The sequence below is a fragment of the Bacillus sp. Y3 genome (genome assembly GCF_008123875.1).
Taxonomy (GTDB): Bacteria; Bacillota; Bacilli; order Bacillales; family Bacillaceae; genus Bacillus; species Bacillus altitudinis.
The window spans coordinates 238675-255578 of the sequence record NZ_VSSC01000006.1; the positions used below are offsets into that span (position 1 = coordinate 238675).

The following is a 16904-nucleotide window of genomic DNA, read 5'->3' on the forward strand; positions in this document are numbered from 1 at the left end:
ATCTCATACGTAAGTTTCTTCATCCCATTCAATCGTGTATTCGTTCATTTTTTTATCAATATCGTTTTGAATACTCATGTGCTGAAATAGCGCATTCAATTCTTCTGTCCTCTTTCTTCGATCCTTTTCATAATAATAGAACGCATCTCGATAATCATGATCCCTTAGCATCTTTGCTATGAGCATGGCATCTTCTAGACTATATGATGCTCCTTGACCAACAAAAGGATTCGCCGTATGTACCGCATCACCTACAAGAACAACACGTCCTTTTGACCACACAGGAAAATCCTTTATTTCATAGATACTTCTTGGAAAGAACATGTTTGTATGATCGATGATGTCAGAAAAATGTTTAGGAATGTTCCAATGTTCCATTTGTTTATATAATAACTGTCGGATGGTTTCTTGATTGGCTTTCTCAAAATGTTTTGTAGGTAACTTCTCAGGACACTGAGAGAAAGCTTGCCATAAAATATTCATTTTATTTGTTGGATGCGCTTTTCCAAAAATGAATTGAAAGTTTCCGTCATTGTAAAAATAACTTGTTGCCTCATCCAATACAAAATCCTTCACAAACGATACTCCTTGTAGTCCCCAAAAACCGCTATAGTCTAATTTAGCATTAAACGCAATAGCCTCTCTTGTTTTAGAAAAAGTTCCATCTGCTCCTATTACAATATCACCTGTTATCTCAGTTTCATCTTCAAAAAGAACCTGAACGGTATGAGGCTGCTGTTTGATTGAGATTAATTTTTTGTTGTATTTCACTTCTATTCCTTGACGGTGAACTTCTTTTAAAAGTGATTTGATGATTTGGTCTCTCATGACGTTCAGTAAAGGAGCATCATAATATTTTTCACTATAATTGTGAAAGATCGCTTCTACTTCATTCTCACTGTTTATTTGCTGGATCTTCTTTATCACGGTTGCATTTGCTATTACTTCATTTTTACACCCGATTCCATCCAAAATCTTTACCCCATTCGGAGACAGTAAAAAACCTGCTCCTGTTTCTAATTCTTCATCTGACCTGCTTTCATAAATCGTACTTTCCATTCCAGCCTTTTTTAAAAATAAAGCAGTAGCCAATCCTGCTACACCACTGCCGATAATGATTACATTTTGAGATTTCATCATTTTTCCTCCCCTTTTATAAACAGACCGGTCGGTTTATTTTAGTGCAAAAAAATAAGCTTTTTCATATAGGACAGCGTATCACAATTCCCCCTCTTCATTTGGTAATTAAAGTATATGATAATATGTTATAAATGATTTCGCAAGAATGAAACTAACCAATTTCTGATCAACTTCTTTTAAAAACATGAAGGAGATAACAAAACATGAACAAAGACACCGTGATAAAACACTATGAACACACCCTTGAATGGGTACAGTCACTAACGAAAGTTACAGAAGAAGAATGGCGTAGCGCCATCGCTGATGGAAAGTGGAGCATTGCTGAGATCATCGCACATTTCGTTCCATGGGATGAATTTATTTTATACGATCGCCTAAAGGAATTTTGGAACAATAAAGCGTTACCTCAGGCACCAGATGTGCATGAAATGAACCGGCAGTCAGCCAAAAGGGCGAGACACGAAGCGAGACGCGAGACGATTGGGCGATTTATTGCTGTCAGAACAGAATTGCTTCAAGAAATGAAGAAAATCGAAGCATCTCGCTGGACTACACCCTTTCTGATCGGTCAAACCGAGCTGACGTTATCAAGTTATTTTCAAGGTGTGATTGAACATGATCTCCATCATATGGAGCAGGTCAAACAAGCGCTCTCTACAGAAAGACGATAGAGTGTCACGAAGCTTCTTTCTCAAATGGAAACGTCGCATAATCAAACAAAAAATGAAATAGCCAAAGACTTAGCGCAAAGAGAATTTCTTCAGAAGTAGTCAGCAAAATGCCGTCAACCAATTCATCTGATAAGTAGACAGCACCCCAAATAAACAAAAGGTGAAATAAAACGGCATAGAAAATGATGGATCGTTTTTTGGACCGACACTTACGAACAAACCGCATGAGCACGTGTTCCAGATGTTCAAAAGAGATCCCAAGTACAACATAGATGCCCATAAACAGAATCAACGATAAAATCGATTGATAAAAAGCACCGGTCAAATGAAAGAACAGCACACAAAACAACAAAAATATGTAACAGACAGCTGATAGCGCCATGAGCCATTTCAGCCCTTGCCATAAAGCGTGAACAGATTGTTGCATGGGTAAACAACACTCCTTTACATGAAGATACCTGCAAAAAGGACAGCCTTTTTGCAGGAAGGTGGAATTAATCCTCTTTTTTAGGTGCAGCGATGACAGGATGTTTTTCAGTATCAAGCAATTTCAAGAATTCTTCGCCTTGATCTAAATGATCCAAAACAAGCTGTTTCGGTGTAACCGCAAGCCACTGATTGAGTGAAATGTCTGCATAATGATCACTCTTAAAAATTTCTAAGAAATAAAGCGGTTCGTCGCCTGTATTCTCTACATAATGCCCCATCGCAAATGGTACATATCCAACGTCCCCGGCCTGATAGTTGAAGGTTCTCGCATGTCCATCAGAAGCAAATACCGTCATTCGTGCTTTTCCAGAAATAAAATATTGCCATTCATCCGTATTTGGATGCCAGTGCAGCTCGCGAATGGCACCTGGATCAACTTTCACAAGAGCGGATGCAATCGTTTTAGACGCTTTGAAATTGGTAGAGTCCGCAATCCACACTTGTCCGCCGCTTGACGTAATCGGCTCTTGTTTTAACAGCTCATATTTAAAGGAATTCGGGACTTCTCCTTGTTCTGTTTTCACCTTGTCACACTCAAGAGAACCAGGAATTCCTTTTTGGAAAATATACTTCTCTTTCTCTGGTAGCTTCTCAAATTGCTCCTTTGTCATTCCAAAGTTTTGGAGCACAACTTCCTCTGGCGTATGCGCAAGCCAATCAGTCACTTGGAACGTACTATTTTCAGAGAAGGAACCATCATCAAACACAAGTAAGAATTCAGCTCCTGGTTCAAGTGCTTGAATAGAGTGCGGCAAGCCAGAAGGGAAGTACCATAAATCTCCCTCAGTCACATCCTCTGTAAAATTGCGCCCCTCTGCATCAACCGATGTAATTCGGGCTTCCCCATAAATCATGTACGCCCATTCCGCTTCCTTATGCCAGTGAAGCTCGCGAATCGCACCAGGCTTTAGCCGCATGTTCACAGAGGCAAGACTTTTAGAGATTGGCAGTTCACGCACCGTTACCTCGCGGGCATAGCCGCCTTTTTCTAAACGGTTGTGCGTATCAGAAAAAGAATATTTCATGTTGGGAACCGTTCCATGATCGGTTTCTGGTGGCGTGAGCATATCTGGGTTTTGTCTGTCTCGCTCGAGATTACGTGGAATTTTGACCGTTGCTCCTTTTTCTCCTCGAATCGGCTGCGGTACACCATTTTGCTTTTCACTCATGATAAAATCCCCTTTCAACATCGTATTGTGTGAGGTGACAAAAGGCCTTTCATTTCGCCCTCGTTTTCATAAGGTGAAACGAATCAAGAAGATGTCAATCTGATTCATCATTTTTTTGAACAGCGACCAATTGTTGGATGAGCTTGCTTAATTCATCAAACTTTCGTTCAAAACGTGTCAGCAAATAAACCGTCAAAATGGCAGGAAAGCCAGCCTGACTGAGCTGCTTCAACCATTCCTCCGAAAAAAAGGTCTCCATTTGTCTCACCTCCCAGCGGATGCTCGTCTTCTCTATAAGTGGTATGAAAGAAGAAATAGGAAATCAAAGGGGGAGAAAATGAACCATTAGACCCGTTTCAAAAAGTTTACTTTTTTTAACTTTTGTCCACTTAATGCAAGTAGAGAGAACAAAGGGGAGGATGCACATGGATTATCGGCTGTTATTGAAAGCAAAATGGAAGGAAATCGTTGAACACCCGCTCATTCAGCAATTTTTAAGCAATCCTAAAAACCAGCAGCTGCTCCGGCAAGTCATGGAAGAGCCAAACGAAGAAAATGCGAAAAAACTAGATTCCGAGTTCAAACAGTTTTATCAAAAAATCCGCATCATCAAGTATATTTCCACAATGATCCGCATCTTTTCAGTCGACTTTGACAAACGAGTAAAAAAGAAACAGCAGCGTTTTCCGCTCATACTTGATCATCCTGATACGCAAGAAGTGAAAGATCCTGTTCATACCGATACGTATGAAGCCGTGCTCTTCAACCAGCAAGACTTAGGAGAGCACCTGCAAGATCAAAGATTGTACAAGGCCTACCAGCAGCTCACAGACAAACAAAAAATGGTCTTAACCCATATTTATGTTGAAGGTCAAACAATGAAAGAAATAGCCGACCGGCTAGGCGAAACGAGACAAAACATCTCAAACATCCACAAAAAAGCGCTCAACAAACTAAAAGAAGAAACAGGGGGAGATGTCCGTGAACGAAGAAAAAATGACCAATGGAGAAATGGAAGAACTCATTGAAACCTTCACACCCATGATCAAAAAGAAACTACAAAACACGGCATATCAAGAAAGAGAAGACCTCGAACAAGAACTCTATATCAAACTCATCGAAAAAGTAGACTGGCTGATTTACCAAGAGGGACCTGGCTTTTGGGAGTTTATTGTGGAATATATGACGAAGTTGTAAGAGTTGTAAGCACAAAAAAAGACTCGCTCACACAGAGCCGAGTCTTAATTTTTTTTGCAGTTTTTCTTCACTGAAAATCCAGCCGGTATAGGAATTTTTGATTTGGTGGTCCATGTCGATGTGGCAGATTGCGACAAAAGGATAGTGACCTTTGCTGCGGTAGCGCAAATCAATGAACCGTACCTCATAATGATCCTTGTATTTATCCACTTCCCACCGGTAGACAGGGGAGAAGGAGAGAAAGGCTGAAATGTTTTCGTCTTGTTTGGCAATTTTCATAATCTCTGTATCAGGGACCGGCACACGGTTAAAGGTGTCTAAAATGATGATCTCACCGTTCATACTGCGTCCAACATGGAAAGAGGATTTACATTTCACGGCAATGCGCCATTGTCTGAACTTCATTGTAGGCGAAATAATAATGTCTTCAATCTCATCGAATCGTGCACGCAGCTGGCGTTTAATCTGAAGCTGCATGATGACCCTGACGATATAGTAACAAAAAATCACGGCATATAGCGAGATGAACGTATAGCCGGGATGCCCGCCAATCGCCCATATGCCAATGGCGACAAGATGTGTAAAAAAGATAAACGGATCAAACGTATTAATGATCCCAAGCGCTACCCATTTCTTCGAAAATGGGCGAATGGCCTGCGTACCGTATGCATTGAAAATATCGACAAACACATGAAGCACGACGGCTAATAGGGTCCATAGCCAAAGGTGAAGTATATTCGCCCCCGGCACAAATGGGAAAATCACAGCCGGAATTAGCAATGACCAAAACAGTACAGCCGGAATGGAATGAGTAAATCCCCGGTGATTTCTTATATAAACTGCATTATTTTTTAGTTTTAGCACAGTATCAATGTCTGGTGCTTGGGAGCCGGCGATGGTCGCGATCATCACGGCGTGTGCCATGTGTGGATCTGCGCTGACGGCTGGATCTAAAAGCGCAAGTCCCCCAAGAGAAATGCCCATTACTACATGAGTACCAGTGTCCAATTGATTACCTCCTAGTTGTCATGCTTAGGAACAATCATACAAAGTATACGTCTCTCATCAAGACTATGTGCAAAATCACTTTTGCTTTATCTCGATTTAATGTAACATGTTAACGTATCTACAAACAGTATACAACAAATAAGGTTCTTTTCAGAACGTTAGCCCTCGGTTCAAGTGAGAAGGAGTATAGATATGAAAGACATTCAAGAAAAGCTGGACCGCAAAGATATTGCGGGCTTTCAGCATGATTTAATCGATTGGTATGAAAAAGAACAACGAACACTTCCATGGCGTGAAAATCAAGATCCATATCGCGTCTGGGTATCAGAAGTGATGCTCCAGCAAACAAGAGTGGATACGGTCATTCCGTACTTCAATCGGTTTATGGAGCAATTCCCGACGGTGAAGGATCTTGCTTTAGCTGATGAAGAAAAGGTCATGAAAGCATGGGAAGGTCTTGGCTACTACTCACGAGTGCGTAATTTACAGGCAGCTGTGAAAGAAGTCTATGAATCCTACGGGGGCGTTGTCCCTGATACGAAAGAACAATTTTCAAAACTGAAAGGTGTAGGCCCGTATACGAGCGGCGCAGTGCTGAGTATCGCCTATAACAAGCCATACCCTGCGGTAGACGGCAACGTGATGAGGGTCATTTCCCGTATCTTGTCCATATGGGATGATATTGCAAAACCAAAAACGAGAAACATTTTCGAATTTGCAGTTGATCAGCTCATTTCCCGGGAAAAGCCGTCAGAATTCAATCAAGGGCTAATGGAGCTAGGTGCGCTTATTTGTACCCCAACCTCTCCTGCATGCCTCATTTGTCCTGTAAACATGCATTGCTCAGCACTTGAGGAAGGCGTTCAGCATGAGCTGCCGGTGAAAAGTAAAAAGAAAAAGCCGACTGCGAAATCAATGGCAGCAGCGGTGTTATTTGACGATGCAGGCCATCTTTATATTCATAAACGTCCAAGTACAGGTCTGCTTGCGAATTTATGGGAGTTCCCAAACATGGAAACAATGAAGGGAAGAAAAACGGAAAAAGAGCAGCTGATTGATTTCTTAAAAGAGGAAGCGGGTGTACAAGCAGAACTTGGTGATTTAGAAGGCACCATTCAACATGTATTTACCCACCTCATCTGGAATATTTCTGTTTTCTTTGGACGTGTGACTTCTGTATCTGATGACACGATGCTAAAAAAAGTCACAACAGAAGAATTTGAGGCATATGCTTTGCCAGTCTCACATCAAAAAATATGGAAGATGGCACTTGAACAGCCTAGTCATATTTAACCGTTGTACCATGGGTATAATCGGCTTCATTTCGGTGCAGACCCCCACGGTTTTCAATTTCAGAAATGATTTCTCGATACTTAGATTGCCCTTCTTCGTTTAAATAAGGTAAAATTTGTTGGAAAGCATGGTGAAAAAAAGCAAGCTCAGTATCTTTCCATTGATCCTTTGACATCATGCCAAGCTGGCTTAAATCGCGTCCGACATACATGAATGTAACCTCCTAATAGGAACTTTCCTATTAGTGTGAAGCGAATGGACGAAAACTATTCAAATCAGGAGATGAACCATAATGAACAAGCGTAAATGTGCACTAATTACAGGCAGCAGTAGAGGTGTCGGGAAAGAAGTAGCCCTTCGCCTGGCTGAAAAAGGATATGACATTGTCATTAACTATGCAAGAAGCAAAAAAGCAGCACTTGAAACAGCTGAAGAAATTGAAGCGATGGGTGTTAAAACATTAGTTGTCAAAGCCAACGTTGGTCAGCCAGAGAAAATCAAAGACATGTTCCAGCAAATTGACGAAACGTTTGGCCGTTTAGACGTATTTGTGAACAATGCGGCATCTGGCGTTCAGCGCCCAATCATGGATCTTGAAGAAAATCATTGGGACTGGACCATGAATATCAATGCGAAGGCCTTGTTATTCTGCGGACAAGAAGCAGCCAAATTAATGGAGAAAAACGGCGGCGGACATATCGTCAGCATTAGCTCACTAGGCTCCATCCGCTACCTTGAAAACTACACGGTGGTCGGTGTATCTAAAGCAGCACTAGAAGCGTTGACACGCTACCTATCCGTTGAGCTGTCACAAAAAAATATCGTCGTAAATGCCGTATCAGGCGGCGCCATTGATACAGATGCACTCAAGCACTTCCCAAATCGTGAAGAGCTATTAGAAGACGCTAAGAAAAATACACCAGCAGGCCGCATGGTGGAAATTAAGGACATGGTCGATAGTGTAGAATTCCTTGTATCAGGCAAAGCAGATATGATTAGAGGACAGACGATTATCGTCGATGGCGGACGTTCTTTGCTTGTTTAAAAAAATCATGAATAAGATGTACACCTTCTGCACAAATTAATGTGCGTGGAGGTGATAATGATGGATAAACAACAAAACAAAACAAACGCACAACAAGTGAAAAAACAAAACCAAGCTGCTGCACAAGGCGGTCAATATGGCACTGAATTTGCTAGCGAGACTGATGCACAGCACGTAAAAAAATATAACCAAAAAGCTGAGCAAAACAAACAACAAAACAGCTAATCACTGAAACAAAGGGAAGCACTTCATCTACGAATGAAGTGCTTTTCTTTTTGTCTCTCCCCATCATCCGACAAAACCTGTAAAACCTCTACATAAACAGTCAAAGGACTTCTTCCTTCTTTCAAGAAATGGTATAGATATAAAAAGTCGATACGAATGAAAGGGAGGAGTTAGATGTCTGATTTCGATCAGCTTGTCAAAGAACAAATGCAGCTTATGGATCAGCTGCTCGATGTACAAGGAGAACTTGATCTGTACTTAGAGACAGAAAAACAATTGCTGCAAGGTGAAAAAAAGGAAGAGCGGCATAAGCTTCATGATCAAATCAAACAGAAACGAGAGGAACTGCAAAAAGTCCAGACACTATTTACAAAACAGACTAAACAAGTCATCAATTCGTATAAACAAATGGAGAAGAGCTCAACCGTGATGTAAAAGAGTGTGCCGTTCAATTGGGTTGAATGGCTTTTTCATTTCATTTTTTAATGATGTAACGGTATAATATAATAGAGACATGTTTAGTTGGGAAATTAGGTCTTTGGACTGTTAGGTTTGTTTGTTATAGAAAGTAGGGGAGAAAATATGGGCTATCCCAAGGAAGGAGAAACCATCCAAATTCAAAGCTATAAACATAATGGCTTGATCCACAGGATTTGGAATGAAACCACCATTCTGAAAGCAACGGAATTGTGTATCATTGGTGCAAACGATCGAACAATGGTGACTGAATCCGATGGCCGAACATGGATGACAAGAGAACCGGCTATTTGCTATTTTCATGCAAAACAATGGTTTAATGTCATTGGGATGCTTCGAGATGATGGGGTGTATTATTACTGCAACATCAGCTCTCCTTTTGCGACAGATGAAGAGGCGATTAAGTATATTGATTACGACTTAGATGTCAAAGTCTTTCCGGACATGACGTATAATATTTTGGATGAGGATGAATATGCAGATCATAAGAGGCAGATGAATTATCCAAAAGAAATCGATAGTATCTTACGAGAGCATCTAAATACATTACTGCATTGGATTCACCAGCGGAAGGGACCGTTTGCTCCAGAATTTGTGGATATGTGGTATGAACGTTTTTTGCGTTATACAAAATAAGTAACAGCAGCTAAAACCTGTTTGGCTTTTCAAAGCCAACAGGTTTTTGATTGCGTACGGATAAGAGGCACTGATAGATTGGGAAGGAGATTTACATGGGGGTCATAAAACGTTACATGGCTTTTGTAACACCGTATAAAAAACAGATTGCATTGACAATGGTGATCGGAATGATTAAGTTCTCGATCCCCTTAACATTGCCTCTGCTTTTAAAGTATGTCATTGATGATGTCATTCAAGGCTCTGGATCGGCTGAAGAAAAAACATCCACTCTCTTTATTATTATGGGAATCATGCTTGTATTATTTTTAGTGATGAGACCGCCTGTTGAGTACTACAGACAATACTATGCGCAGTGGACAGGCAGTAAAGTATTATTTGATATTCGGGAAAAACTGTTCTCGCACATTCAAAAGCTAAGCCTTCGTTATTACGCCAACACGAGAACAGGGGAAATTATTTCAAGGGTCATCAACGATGTGGAGCAAACAAAGGAATTTGTCATCACAGGGCTTATGAACATTTGGCTTGATTTGATGACCGTCCTGATTGTGATAGCCATTATGTGTACACTGGATCTTAAACTCACCATTGTGTCTGTCATTATTTTTCCGCTGTATGCGTTAGCAGTGAAGTATTTTTACGGACGGCTTCGCAAACTGACAAAAGAGCGGTCGCAGGCACTCGCTGAGGTACAAGGGCACCTGCATGAGCGAGTACAAGGAATGCCTGTCATTCGCAGCTTTGCGATTGAAGAATACGAACAAGAGAATTTTCACGATGAAAATAAAAATTTCTTAAACAAAGCGATCAATCATACGAATTGGAATGCCAAAACATTCGCCGTCGTCAATACGATCACAGACATTGCGCCGCTGCTCATCATTGCTTTTGCTGGCTATACCGTCATTAACGGGTCGCTTTCAATTGGGACAATGATTGCCTTTGTCGGCTACATTGACCGGATGTACAACCCGATTCGTCGTCTCATTAACTCATCGACGACTTTAACTCAGTCAGTAGCCTCAATGGATCGTATTTTTGAGTTTATTGATGAACCGTATGAAGTAACAGACAAGCCCAATGCAAAAGAAGCCAATCACTTAAAAGGAGAGGTAGAATTTAAAGATGTGACGTTCCGTTACGAACATACACAGGAAGAGATTTTACACAATATCTCCTTGAAAGTAGAAAAAGGTCAAACTGTTGCGCTTGTAGGAATGAGCGGCGGAGGGAAGTCGACACTCGTCAGCTTAATTCCAAGATTTTATGATGTTACAAGCGGATCACTCGAAATTGACGGCATTGATATTAAAGAGTACAAGGCAAGAAGCCTGCGTAATCAAGTCGGAATGGTGCTCCAAGATACATTCTTATTCAGTGACACCATAAAAGAAAATATCGCTGTGGGAGACCCGGAAGCATCCTTTGAGAAAATTGTGTCGGCTGCCAAAGCGGCTAATGCGCATGATTTTATCATGTCTCTTCCTGAAGGATATGACACGAAAGTAGGAGAACGTGGCGTAAAGCTATCAGGCGGTCAAAAACAACGAATTTCAATTGCAAGGGTATTTCTTAAAAATCCACCGCTGCTTATTTTAGACGAAGCGACGTCTGCACTTGATTTAGAAAGTGAACATTACATTCAAGAAGCGATGCAAAAGCTGGCAAAAGATCGCACAACTTTTATAGTTGCGCACCGTTTATCAACGATTACACATGCGGACCTCATTGTGGTCATGGAACAAGGCGAGATTGTGGAAAAAGGAACACATGAAGAATTAATGAACCGAGACAGCCACTATCGCCATCTATTTACCATTCAAACATTAAATTAGTAGAAGCCTATCCGATTCTAGCGGATAGGCTTTTTTATGCTTGTCAAAAACATGACATATTTCCCAGCTTGTCTCAATACAATTTTAAAAAGTATGACGGGGTGGTGAAGATGTGAAAGAACAAGAAGTATTGCTAGATGTCAAACAGCTATCCATTGCCTTTCAGCAAAAAAAGCGGAGAGTCCCGATCGTCCATGACATCTCATTCTCTATTCAAAAAGGAGAAACCTTAGGTATTGTGGGCGAATCTGGCTGCGGGAAAAGCATCACATCGATGTCTTTAATGGGGCTGAATCACCAAACAGAAACAACAGGTCACATACAATTTGAAGGTCAAAACCTGCTGTCACTGTCGGAGAAACAATGGCGAGAGGTCAGAGGGAATGACATCTCAATGATTTTCCAGGAACCCATGACTTCTCTCAATCCACTCATGACCATCGGCAAGCAAATGGCAGAAGCCCTTTTTACACATCAGACTATCAGCCAAAAAGAAGCAAAAGTGAAGGCGGTAGATTTGCTTCAAACGGTAGGCCTGAAACAAGCAGCGTCATTACTCAAAAAATATCCACATGAACTATCGGGCGGCATGCGTCAGCGTGTGATGATTGCGATGGCGATGCTGTGTCACCCAAAGCTCATGATTGCAGATGAACCAACGACTGCACTTGATGTCACCATCCAAGCACAAATTCTTCGTTTGCTCAAAAAGTTAAATGAAGAGATGGACACCGCTATTTTATTTATTACTCATGATTTAGGCGTCGTGCGGCAAATATGCCAGCGTGTCATGATTATGTATGCCGGTCGAATCGTAGAAGAAGGAACCGTTGACCGTATTTTCCAAAAACCTCTCCATCCCTACACGAAAGGTCTTTTCGCCTCTGTTCCATCATTTAAAGAGAAAAAAGAAAAACTCATGTCGATTGCGGGTCATGTACCTAAGCCAGGAGCTATTCGGTCCGGCTGTCAATTTGCACCACGCTGTCCATATCAAATGACGCAATGTCTTGAAAAAGACCCATCTTTACAAACCATTTCATACAATCACCGCGTTGCATGTTTTCTAATGGAAGGAGGAGAAGACACTGAATCACCCACTCTTGCAAGTGAATCAACTGACGAAGCGTTATGACACATCGGCATTTTTTTCTAAACACAAACAGACGACTTTGGCTTTAAATCAAGTGTCCTTTCATGTGAAAGAAGGAGAGACGCTCGGCATTGTGGGCGAATCTGGCTGCGGGAAATCAACCCTTGGCAAAAGCTTAATGAGATTAATCGAACCGACTTCTGGCTCAATCCAAATGAAAGGAAAAGAAGTGACACTTCTGAAAGAACGAGACATGCGTTCCTTCAGAAAAGACATTCAAATGATTTTCCAAGATCCATACGCTTCCTTAAATCCACGAATGAAAATCAAAGACATTTTAGAAGAACCGCTCATTGTTCATAAACATGGAACAAAAGCAGAAAGACAAAAGCGGGTAAAAGAGATGCTGCACATTGTTGGGTTTGACCCATCTTATGGAGACCGTTATGCGCACCAATTCAGCGGCGGTCAGAGGCAGCGTATTGGAATTGCTAGGGCGCTAATTACTCATCCAAGTCTTGTGATTGCCGATGAGCCAGTTTCCGCTTTAGATGTATCGGTTCAAGCGCAAATTTTGAATTTAATGCTCGAATTGCAAAAGACGCTTTCTCTGACGTACTTGTTTATTTCTCACGATCTAGGCGTTGTCAAGTATATGAGCGACCGAATTGCAGTGATGTACGCTGGCCGTATTGTAGAAATGGGTCCTGCGGAGGCCATATTTCACAAGCCGCTTCATCCTTATACATCGCTTCTTCTGACATCCATTCCACATATGGATCACGTGCTGGAAACGCAAGATGTGTCAGCGGAAGAATCCACTCTGGTGTCAGAAGATGGCTGTCCTTTCTATAAAAGATGTCCAAAAAGGTGGGCGCAATGCTTGCAAGCTGTTCCGCCTTTGTATGAGGAGGAAACAGGCCATGCAGCTGCGTGCTATTTATATCAAAAGGAGGAACACAATGAAGAAGACATGGTTATTCAGTAGTTTCATTTTTGTGCTGGCACTTGCGTTATTTTTAGGGGGCTGTTCATCTTCATCAACATCAGAAGAAAAAGCCACAAAAGACACTCTCGTATTCGGTAGAGGAGGAGACTCTACGTCACTTGATCCGATTACAACAACAGAAGGCGAAACCTTCAAGGTCACAGAGAATATGTTTGAAAAGCTTTTGAATTACGGTGAAAAAGACACGACCATCCATCCGGGCCTAGCAACAGAATGGGATGTTGCAAAGGACGGAAAATCGTACACGTTCTACTTAAGAGAAGGTGTGAAATTTCACGATGGCACAGATTTTAATGCAGAAGCAGTGAAATTCAACTTTGACCGCTGGATGAATGGAGATGCCGAAAAATTTCCTTACTACGGCATGTTTGGCGGCTATAAAAAAGATAAAGGGCATGTCATTAAAGACATCATCGTCAAAGGAGAGCATGAAATTGAATTTCAACTCAAGCGCCCGCAAGCAACATTTCTGAAAAACATCGCCATGTCACCATTTGGTATCGCTAGTCCTGCAGCAGTTGAAAAAAGCGGTGATTCATTTAGAGAAAACCCAGTTGGCACAGGACCATTTAAGTTTAAAGAATGGAAGCAAAACGACCGTATTGTCTTAGAAAAGAACGAAAATTACTGGCAAAAAGATAAACCAAAACTGAAACAAATCATCTTCCGCTCTATTCCTGAAAACTCTGCTCGTTTAAATGCGCTTAAAACAGGCGAAATCGACTTAATGGATGGCGTCAATCCGTCCGATTTAGATGGCATTAAAACAGACAAAGCGCTCCAGCTGATTGAAAGACCATCCATGAACGTAGGTTATATCGGGCTGACAGTGACTAGAAAGCCGCTTGATAACAAGTTGGTTCGTCAGGCACTCAATTATGCAGTTGATAAAGAATCAATCATCGAGTCGTTTTATGGAGGGCTTGCTGAACCAGCAAAAAATCCACTTCCTCCGTCATTAGAAGGCTACAATGACGAGATTGAGCCATATCCATATGATCCGGAAAAAGCAAAAGAACTATTGAAAGAGGCAGGCTTCCCTGACGGTTTTCGCATCAAGCTTTGGGCAATGCCTGTGCCGCGTCCATATATGCCAGACGGGATGAAGGTAGCTGAAGTCATTCAGTCAAACTTTGAAAAAGTTGGTGTCAAAGCCGAAATCGTCACATATGATTGGGCGACTTATTTAGATAAAGCAAGTAAAGGCGAAGCAGATGTGTTCTTATTAGGATGGACAGGGGACAATGGCGATCCTGATAATTTCATCTACACATTATTAGATAAAGACAGTATTGGCGGCAACAACTATACATTCTTCCAAAACGATAAAATGCATGACATCCTCATTGAAGCGCAGACCGATACGGATCAAAAGAAGCGAAATGAATTATATCAAGAAGCTCAAGAAATCATTCATGATGAAGCGCCTTGGATTCCATTAGTCCATTCAATTCCAATGCTTGCCGCATCTAAAGATTTAAAAGGCTACCAGCCGCATCCGACTGGTTCCGAAGCATTGACTGACGTATATTTCGAATAAGCAAATAAGGGAGATCGTTCGATCTCCCTTATCCAAACCATGAAAAGGCGGTGAAAGCTGTTTGTTTGCTTATTGTATGAAGCGAGCAGGAATGCTCATTCCAGTACTGATCGGAATGACCTTAGTTGTATTTTCTATTATTCGGTTTATCCCTGGAAATCCGGCGCAGGTCATCTTAGGACAGCGGGCAACGAAAGAAGCAGTAGAGCAATTGACGATTCAGCTTGGTTTAGACCAGCCGTGGTACGTACAATATGGTCACTACATGCTGGGGCTTTTAAAAGGCGATCTAGGGACTTCCATACGAACAGGAGCGGCTATTGCCCAGGAAATGAAGCCTTACTTATTCGCTACATTAGAATTGACTTTCTTCGCTATGTTGCTGGCGATTATTGTCGGTGTGAATGCCGGAATCATTAGTGCGTGGTTTAAACATTCTTTCTTTGATTATGTGGCCATGTTTATTGCGCTCATTGGGGTGTCCATGCCGATTTTCTGGTTAGGCTTAATGGGACAGTGGCTATTCTCGATTGAATTAGGTATTTTGCCGACTACAGGACGAGAAAACGTCAGAAATCCGGTAGAGTCGATCACCTATATTCATACGCTGGACACGCTTTTGCAAGGACGATTTGATCAATTCTTTGACAGCATCAAGCATTTAATTTTACCAAGTACCGCTCTCGCAACGATTCCTGCTGCGATTATTGCAAGGATTACGAGGGCAAGTATGTTGGAAGTCCTTCATTCAGATTTTATTCGAACAGCAAAAGCAAAAGGGGTACGTTCATTTTTCATCATTTATCAGCATGGGCTGAAAAATGCGCTCATTCCGATTTTAACGATTATTGGTCTTCAAACAGGTCTCTTGCTAGGCGGAGCCATTTTAACAGAAACGATCTTTGCTTGGCCGGGAATTGGGCGGTATATTTACGATGCCATTAGCTATCGTGATTATCCTGTCATTCAAACTGGCATTCTTGTTGTTGCGCTCATATTTGTGCTGATCAATTTCATTGTGGATATCTTGTATGCAGTCATTGATCCGAGGATTAAATACTAGAGAAGGGAGAGTGACGACATGGAAGCGCAAAAAGAGCTTCAAGCACCTGAACAAAAGGAAGAACGCTCTCAATCACTGATTCTTGAATCGATGAAACTGTTCTTTCAGCACAAGCTGGCGGTCATTGGCACTGTGATTGTCTTTTTATTTCTGATCCTAGCAATCTTTGCACCGCTCATTGCTCCTTATGGGATCAACGAGCAGTCGCTAGGCGAACGATTTAGTGCCCCTTCAGCTGCGCATTGGTTTGGTACGGATGATTTCGGGAGAGACATATTTTCTAGAGTCGTGCATGGAGCTCGGATTTCATTATGGGTGGGTTTCTTCTCCGTTCTCGGGTCGGTTATTTTAGGGACATTGCTTGGATTGATGGCAGGTTACGGCGGTAGATTACTGGATGCTGTCATCTCAAGACTATTTGATATTTTACTCGCTTTTCCTAGCATTCTATTAGCGATTGCGATCGTTTCCATCTTAGGCCCTTCCTTACAAAATGCCCTTATTGCCATAGCGATTATTAACGTCCCCACATTTGGCCGGCTCGTTCGTTCAAAGGTGCTGAGCATTAAGCAAGAAGAATACGTCTTAGCAGCAAAGGCAGTCGGGATGTCACACCGCCGCATCGTTCTTCGTCACATTCTGCCAAATAGTATGGTGCCGGTGATCGTTCAGGCGACGCTTGCGATTGGTACAGCCATTATTGAAGCGGCGGCTTTAGGATTTTTAGGATTAGGTGCACAAGCGCCAAGTCCAGAGTGGGGGAAAATGCTTGCAGATGCGAGACCTTATCTCGTACAAGCGCCATGGACTTTATTTTTCCCGGGGATTGCGATCATGCTGACGGTTCTTGGCTTTAACTTGATGGGAGATGGATTAAGAGACACCCTTGATCCTAAAATGAAGAAAATAAAATAAGACCGATTCTAAGAATCGGTCAGGCTGTCGAGAAAATATCGACAGCTTTATTTTTTCCCTTAAATTTTCCACTATCCCATTTTATAATAGAGAAAA

General features: G+C 41.7%; 19 protein-coding genes and 1 pseudogene. 14 read left to right on the plus strand and 6 right to left on the minus strand.

What is annotated here, in order from left to right; translation table 11 throughout:
* Positions 1 to 3 precede the first annotated feature (3 nt).
* Positions 4 to 1137 (minus strand): FAD-dependent oxidoreductase, encoded by a 1134-nt coding sequence (locus tag FXF70_RS15790; RefSeq protein WP_148780674.1) that lies wholly within the window; start codon positions 1135 to 1137, stop codon positions 4 to 6.
* Positions 1138 to 1343: 206 nt separating this feature from the next.
* On the opposite strand from FXF70_RS15790, the gene FXF70_RS15795 reads away from it, so the two are divergent.
* A complete protein-coding gene (locus tag FXF70_RS15795; RefSeq protein ID WP_148780676.1) occupies positions 1344 to 1811 on the plus strand; it encodes a DinB family protein in 468 nt (155 codons plus the stop codon).
* Positions 1812 to 1815: 4 nt separating this feature from the next.
* On the opposite strand, the gene FXF70_RS15800 is transcribed toward FXF70_RS15795, so the two are convergent.
* The 3 genes from FXF70_RS15800 to FXF70_RS15810 all read right to left on the minus strand — a co-directional run bounded on the left by FXF70_RS15800 (position 1816) and on the right by FXF70_RS15810 (position 3728).
* Positions 1816 to 2238 (minus strand): regulatory YrvL family protein, encoded by a 423-nt coding sequence (locus tag FXF70_RS15800; protein ID WP_148780678.1) that lies wholly within the window; start codon positions 2236 to 2238, stop codon positions 1816 to 1818.
* A 67-nt stretch (positions 2239 to 2305) separates the two neighbouring features.
* On the minus strand, positions 2306 to 3469 hold the full coding sequence (locus FXF70_RS15805; protein ID WP_008341972.1) for an oxalate decarboxylase family bicupin: 1164 nt from the start codon (positions 3467 to 3469) through the stop codon (positions 2306 to 2308).
* Positions 3470 to 3563: 94 nt separating this feature from the next.
* Positions 3564 to 3728, minus strand: coding sequence for a YvrJ family protein (locus FXF70_RS15810; protein ID WP_148780680.1), 165 nt, complete (start codon positions 3726 to 3728; stop codon positions 3564 to 3566).
* A 166-nt stretch (positions 3729 to 3894) separates the two neighbouring features.
* Here FXF70_RS15810 and FXF70_RS15815 point away from each other — a divergent pair, with 166 nt between their 5' ends.
* Positions 3895 to 4497, plus strand: coding sequence for a sigma-70 family RNA polymerase sigma factor (locus FXF70_RS15815; protein ID WP_148780682.1), 603 nt, complete (start codon positions 3895 to 3897; stop codon positions 4495 to 4497).
* Positions 4445 to 4666 (plus strand): sigma-O factor regulator RsoA, encoded by a 222-nt coding sequence (gene rsoA / locus FXF70_RS15820; protein ID WP_034620885.1) that lies wholly within the window; start codon positions 4445 to 4447, stop codon positions 4664 to 4666. The genes FXF70_RS15815 and rsoA overlap by 53 nt, the downstream gene beginning before the upstream one ends.
* A 27-nt stretch (positions 4667 to 4693) precedes the next feature.
* On the opposite strand, the gene FXF70_RS15825 is transcribed toward rsoA, so the two are convergent.
* Complete coding sequence (locus FXF70_RS15825) at positions 4694 to 5674, minus strand: metal-dependent hydrolase (protein ID WP_148780683.1); 981 nt, start codon at positions 5672 to 5674, stop codon at positions 4694 to 4696.
* 192 nt (positions 5675 to 5866) lie between these two features.
* Between FXF70_RS15825 and mutY the strand changes: the two genes are divergently transcribed.
* Positions 5867 to 6967: an A/G-specific adenine glycosylase gene (gene mutY, locus FXF70_RS15830; RefSeq protein WP_045034508.1), complete on the plus strand. Its 1101-nt coding sequence runs from the start codon at positions 5867 to 5869 to the stop codon at positions 6965 to 6967.
* On the opposite strand, the gene FXF70_RS15835 is transcribed toward mutY, so the two are convergent.
* Positions 6954 to 7178 carry a hypothetical protein gene (locus tag FXF70_RS15835; protein WP_008341962.1) on the minus strand — a complete coding sequence of 75 codons (225 nt, stop codon included), beginning with the start codon at positions 7176 to 7178 and terminating at the stop codon, positions 6954 to 6956. The two genes, mutY and FXF70_RS15835, sit on opposite strands and share 14 nt — an antisense overlap.
* A gap of 81 nt (positions 7179 to 7259) precedes the next feature.
* On the opposite strand from FXF70_RS15835, the gene fabL reads away from it, so the two are divergent.
* From fabL to FXF70_RS15885, 10 genes and pseudogenes are all read left to right on the plus strand, one after another.
* Entirely contained in the window at positions 7260 to 8012 is a 753-nt protein-coding gene (gene fabL, locus FXF70_RS15840; protein WP_007496726.1) for an enoyl-[acyl-carrier-protein] reductase FabL, read from the plus strand.
* 75 nt (positions 8013 to 8087) lie between these two features.
* A pseudogene (locus FXF70_RS15845) lies at positions 8088 to 8237 on the plus strand (gamma-type small acid-soluble spore protein); the annotation flags it as partial.
* Between the two features lie 174 nt (positions 8238 to 8411).
* Positions 8412 to 8672: a YgaB family protein gene (locus tag FXF70_RS15850; RefSeq protein WP_035391255.1), complete on the plus strand. Its 261-nt coding sequence runs from the start codon at positions 8412 to 8414 to the stop codon at positions 8670 to 8672.
* Between the two features lie 147 nt (positions 8673 to 8819).
* A complete protein-coding gene (ntdP, locus tag FXF70_RS15855) occupies positions 8820 to 9350 on the plus strand; it encodes a nucleoside tri-diphosphate phosphatase (protein WP_008341956.1) in 531 nt (176 codons plus the stop codon).
* 95 nt (positions 9351 to 9445) lie between these two features.
* Positions 9446 to 11188, plus strand: coding sequence for an ABC transporter ATP-binding protein (locus tag FXF70_RS15860; RefSeq protein ID WP_041090773.1), 1743 nt, complete (start codon positions 9446 to 9448; stop codon positions 11186 to 11188).
* A 112-nt stretch (positions 11189 to 11300) separates the two neighbouring features.
* Positions 11301 to 12323, plus strand: a complete 1023-nt coding sequence (locus FXF70_RS15865; protein ID WP_148780685.1) for an ABC transporter ATP-binding protein — start codon at positions 11301 to 11303, stop codon at positions 12321 to 12323.
* Positions 12292 to 13269, plus strand: coding sequence for an ABC transporter ATP-binding protein (locus FXF70_RS15870; protein ID WP_148780687.1), 978 nt, complete (start codon positions 12292 to 12294; stop codon positions 13267 to 13269). The genes FXF70_RS15865 and FXF70_RS15870 overlap by 32 nt, the downstream gene beginning before the upstream one ends.
* On the plus strand, positions 13244 to 14830 hold the full coding sequence (locus tag FXF70_RS15875; RefSeq protein ID WP_148780689.1) for an ABC transporter substrate-binding protein: 1587 nt from the start codon (positions 13244 to 13246) through the stop codon (positions 14828 to 14830). Before FXF70_RS15870 ends, FXF70_RS15875 begins: the two co-directional genes overlap by 26 nt.
* 61 nt (positions 14831 to 14891) lie before the next feature.
* Positions 14892 to 15893 (plus strand): ABC transporter permease, encoded by a 1002-nt coding sequence (locus FXF70_RS15880; RefSeq protein WP_007496737.1) that lies wholly within the window; start codon positions 14892 to 14894, stop codon positions 15891 to 15893.
* Between the two features lie 18 nt (positions 15894 to 15911).
* The gene (locus tag FXF70_RS15885; RefSeq protein WP_008341942.1) at positions 15912 to 16808 is read left to right on the plus strand and encodes an ABC transporter permease; all 897 of its coding nucleotides are present in this window, start codon (positions 15912 to 15914) and stop codon (positions 16806 to 16808) included.
* Positions 16809 to 16904: the final 96 nt, after the last annotated feature.

What these genes read in the sequence shown, in the direction of transcription:
- FXF70_RS15815 (WP_148780682.1), top strand. Translation starts at nt 3,895, where the DNA reads ATGGATTATCGGCTGTTATTGAAAGCAAAATGGAAGGAAATCGTTGAA.
- FXF70_RS15875 (WP_148780689.1), top strand. Translation starts at nt 13,244, where the DNA reads ATGAAGAAGACATGGTTATTCAGTAGTTTCATTTTTGTGCTGGCACTT.
- mutY (WP_045034508.1), top strand. Translation starts at nt 5,867, where the DNA reads ATGAAAGACATTCAAGAAAAGCTGGACCGCAAAGATATTGCGGGCTTT.
- FXF70_RS15860 (WP_041090773.1), top strand. Translation starts at nt 9,446, where the DNA reads ATGGGGGTCATAAAACGTTACATGGCTTTTGTAACACCGTATAAAAAA.
- FXF70_RS15800 (WP_148780678.1), bottom strand. Translation starts at nt 2,238, where the DNA reads ATGCAACAATCTGTTCACGCTTTATGGCAAGGGCTGAAATGGCTCATG.
- FXF70_RS15885 (WP_008341942.1), top strand. Translation starts at nt 15,912, where the DNA reads ATGGAAGCGCAAAAAGAGCTTCAAGCACCTGAACAAAAGGAAGAACGC.
- FXF70_RS15850 (WP_035391255.1), top strand. Translation starts at nt 8,412, where the DNA reads ATGTCTGATTTCGATCAGCTTGTCAAAGAACAAATGCAGCTTATGGAT.
- fabL (WP_007496726.1), top strand. Translation starts at nt 7,260, where the DNA reads ATGAACAAGCGTAAATGTGCACTAATTACAGGCAGCAGTAGAGGTGTC.
- FXF70_RS15810 (WP_148780680.1), bottom strand. Translation starts at nt 3,728, where the DNA reads ATGGAGACCTTTTTTTCGGAGGAATGGTTGAAGCAGCTCAGTCAGGCT.
- rsoA (WP_034620885.1), top strand. Translation starts at nt 4,445, where the DNA reads ATGTCCGTGAACGAAGAAAAAATGACCAATGGAGAAATGGAAGAACTC.
- FXF70_RS15835 (WP_008341962.1), bottom strand. Translation starts at nt 7,178, where the DNA reads ATGTATGTCGGACGCGATTTAAGCCAGCTTGGCATGATGTCAAAGGAT.
- ntdP (WP_008341956.1), top strand. Translation starts at nt 8,820, where the DNA reads ATGGGCTATCCCAAGGAAGGAGAAACCATCCAAATTCAAAGCTATAAA.
- FXF70_RS15805 (WP_008341972.1), bottom strand. Translation starts at nt 3,469, where the DNA reads ATGAGTGAAAAGCAAAATGGTGTACCGCAGCCGATTCGAGGAGAAAAA.
- FXF70_RS15790 (WP_148780674.1), bottom strand. Translation starts at nt 1,137, where the DNA reads ATGAAATCTCAAAATGTAATCATTATCGGCAGTGGTGTAGCAGGATTG.
- FXF70_RS15795 (WP_148780676.1), top strand. Translation starts at nt 1,344, where the DNA reads ATGAACAAAGACACCGTGATAAAACACTATGAACACACCCTTGAATGG.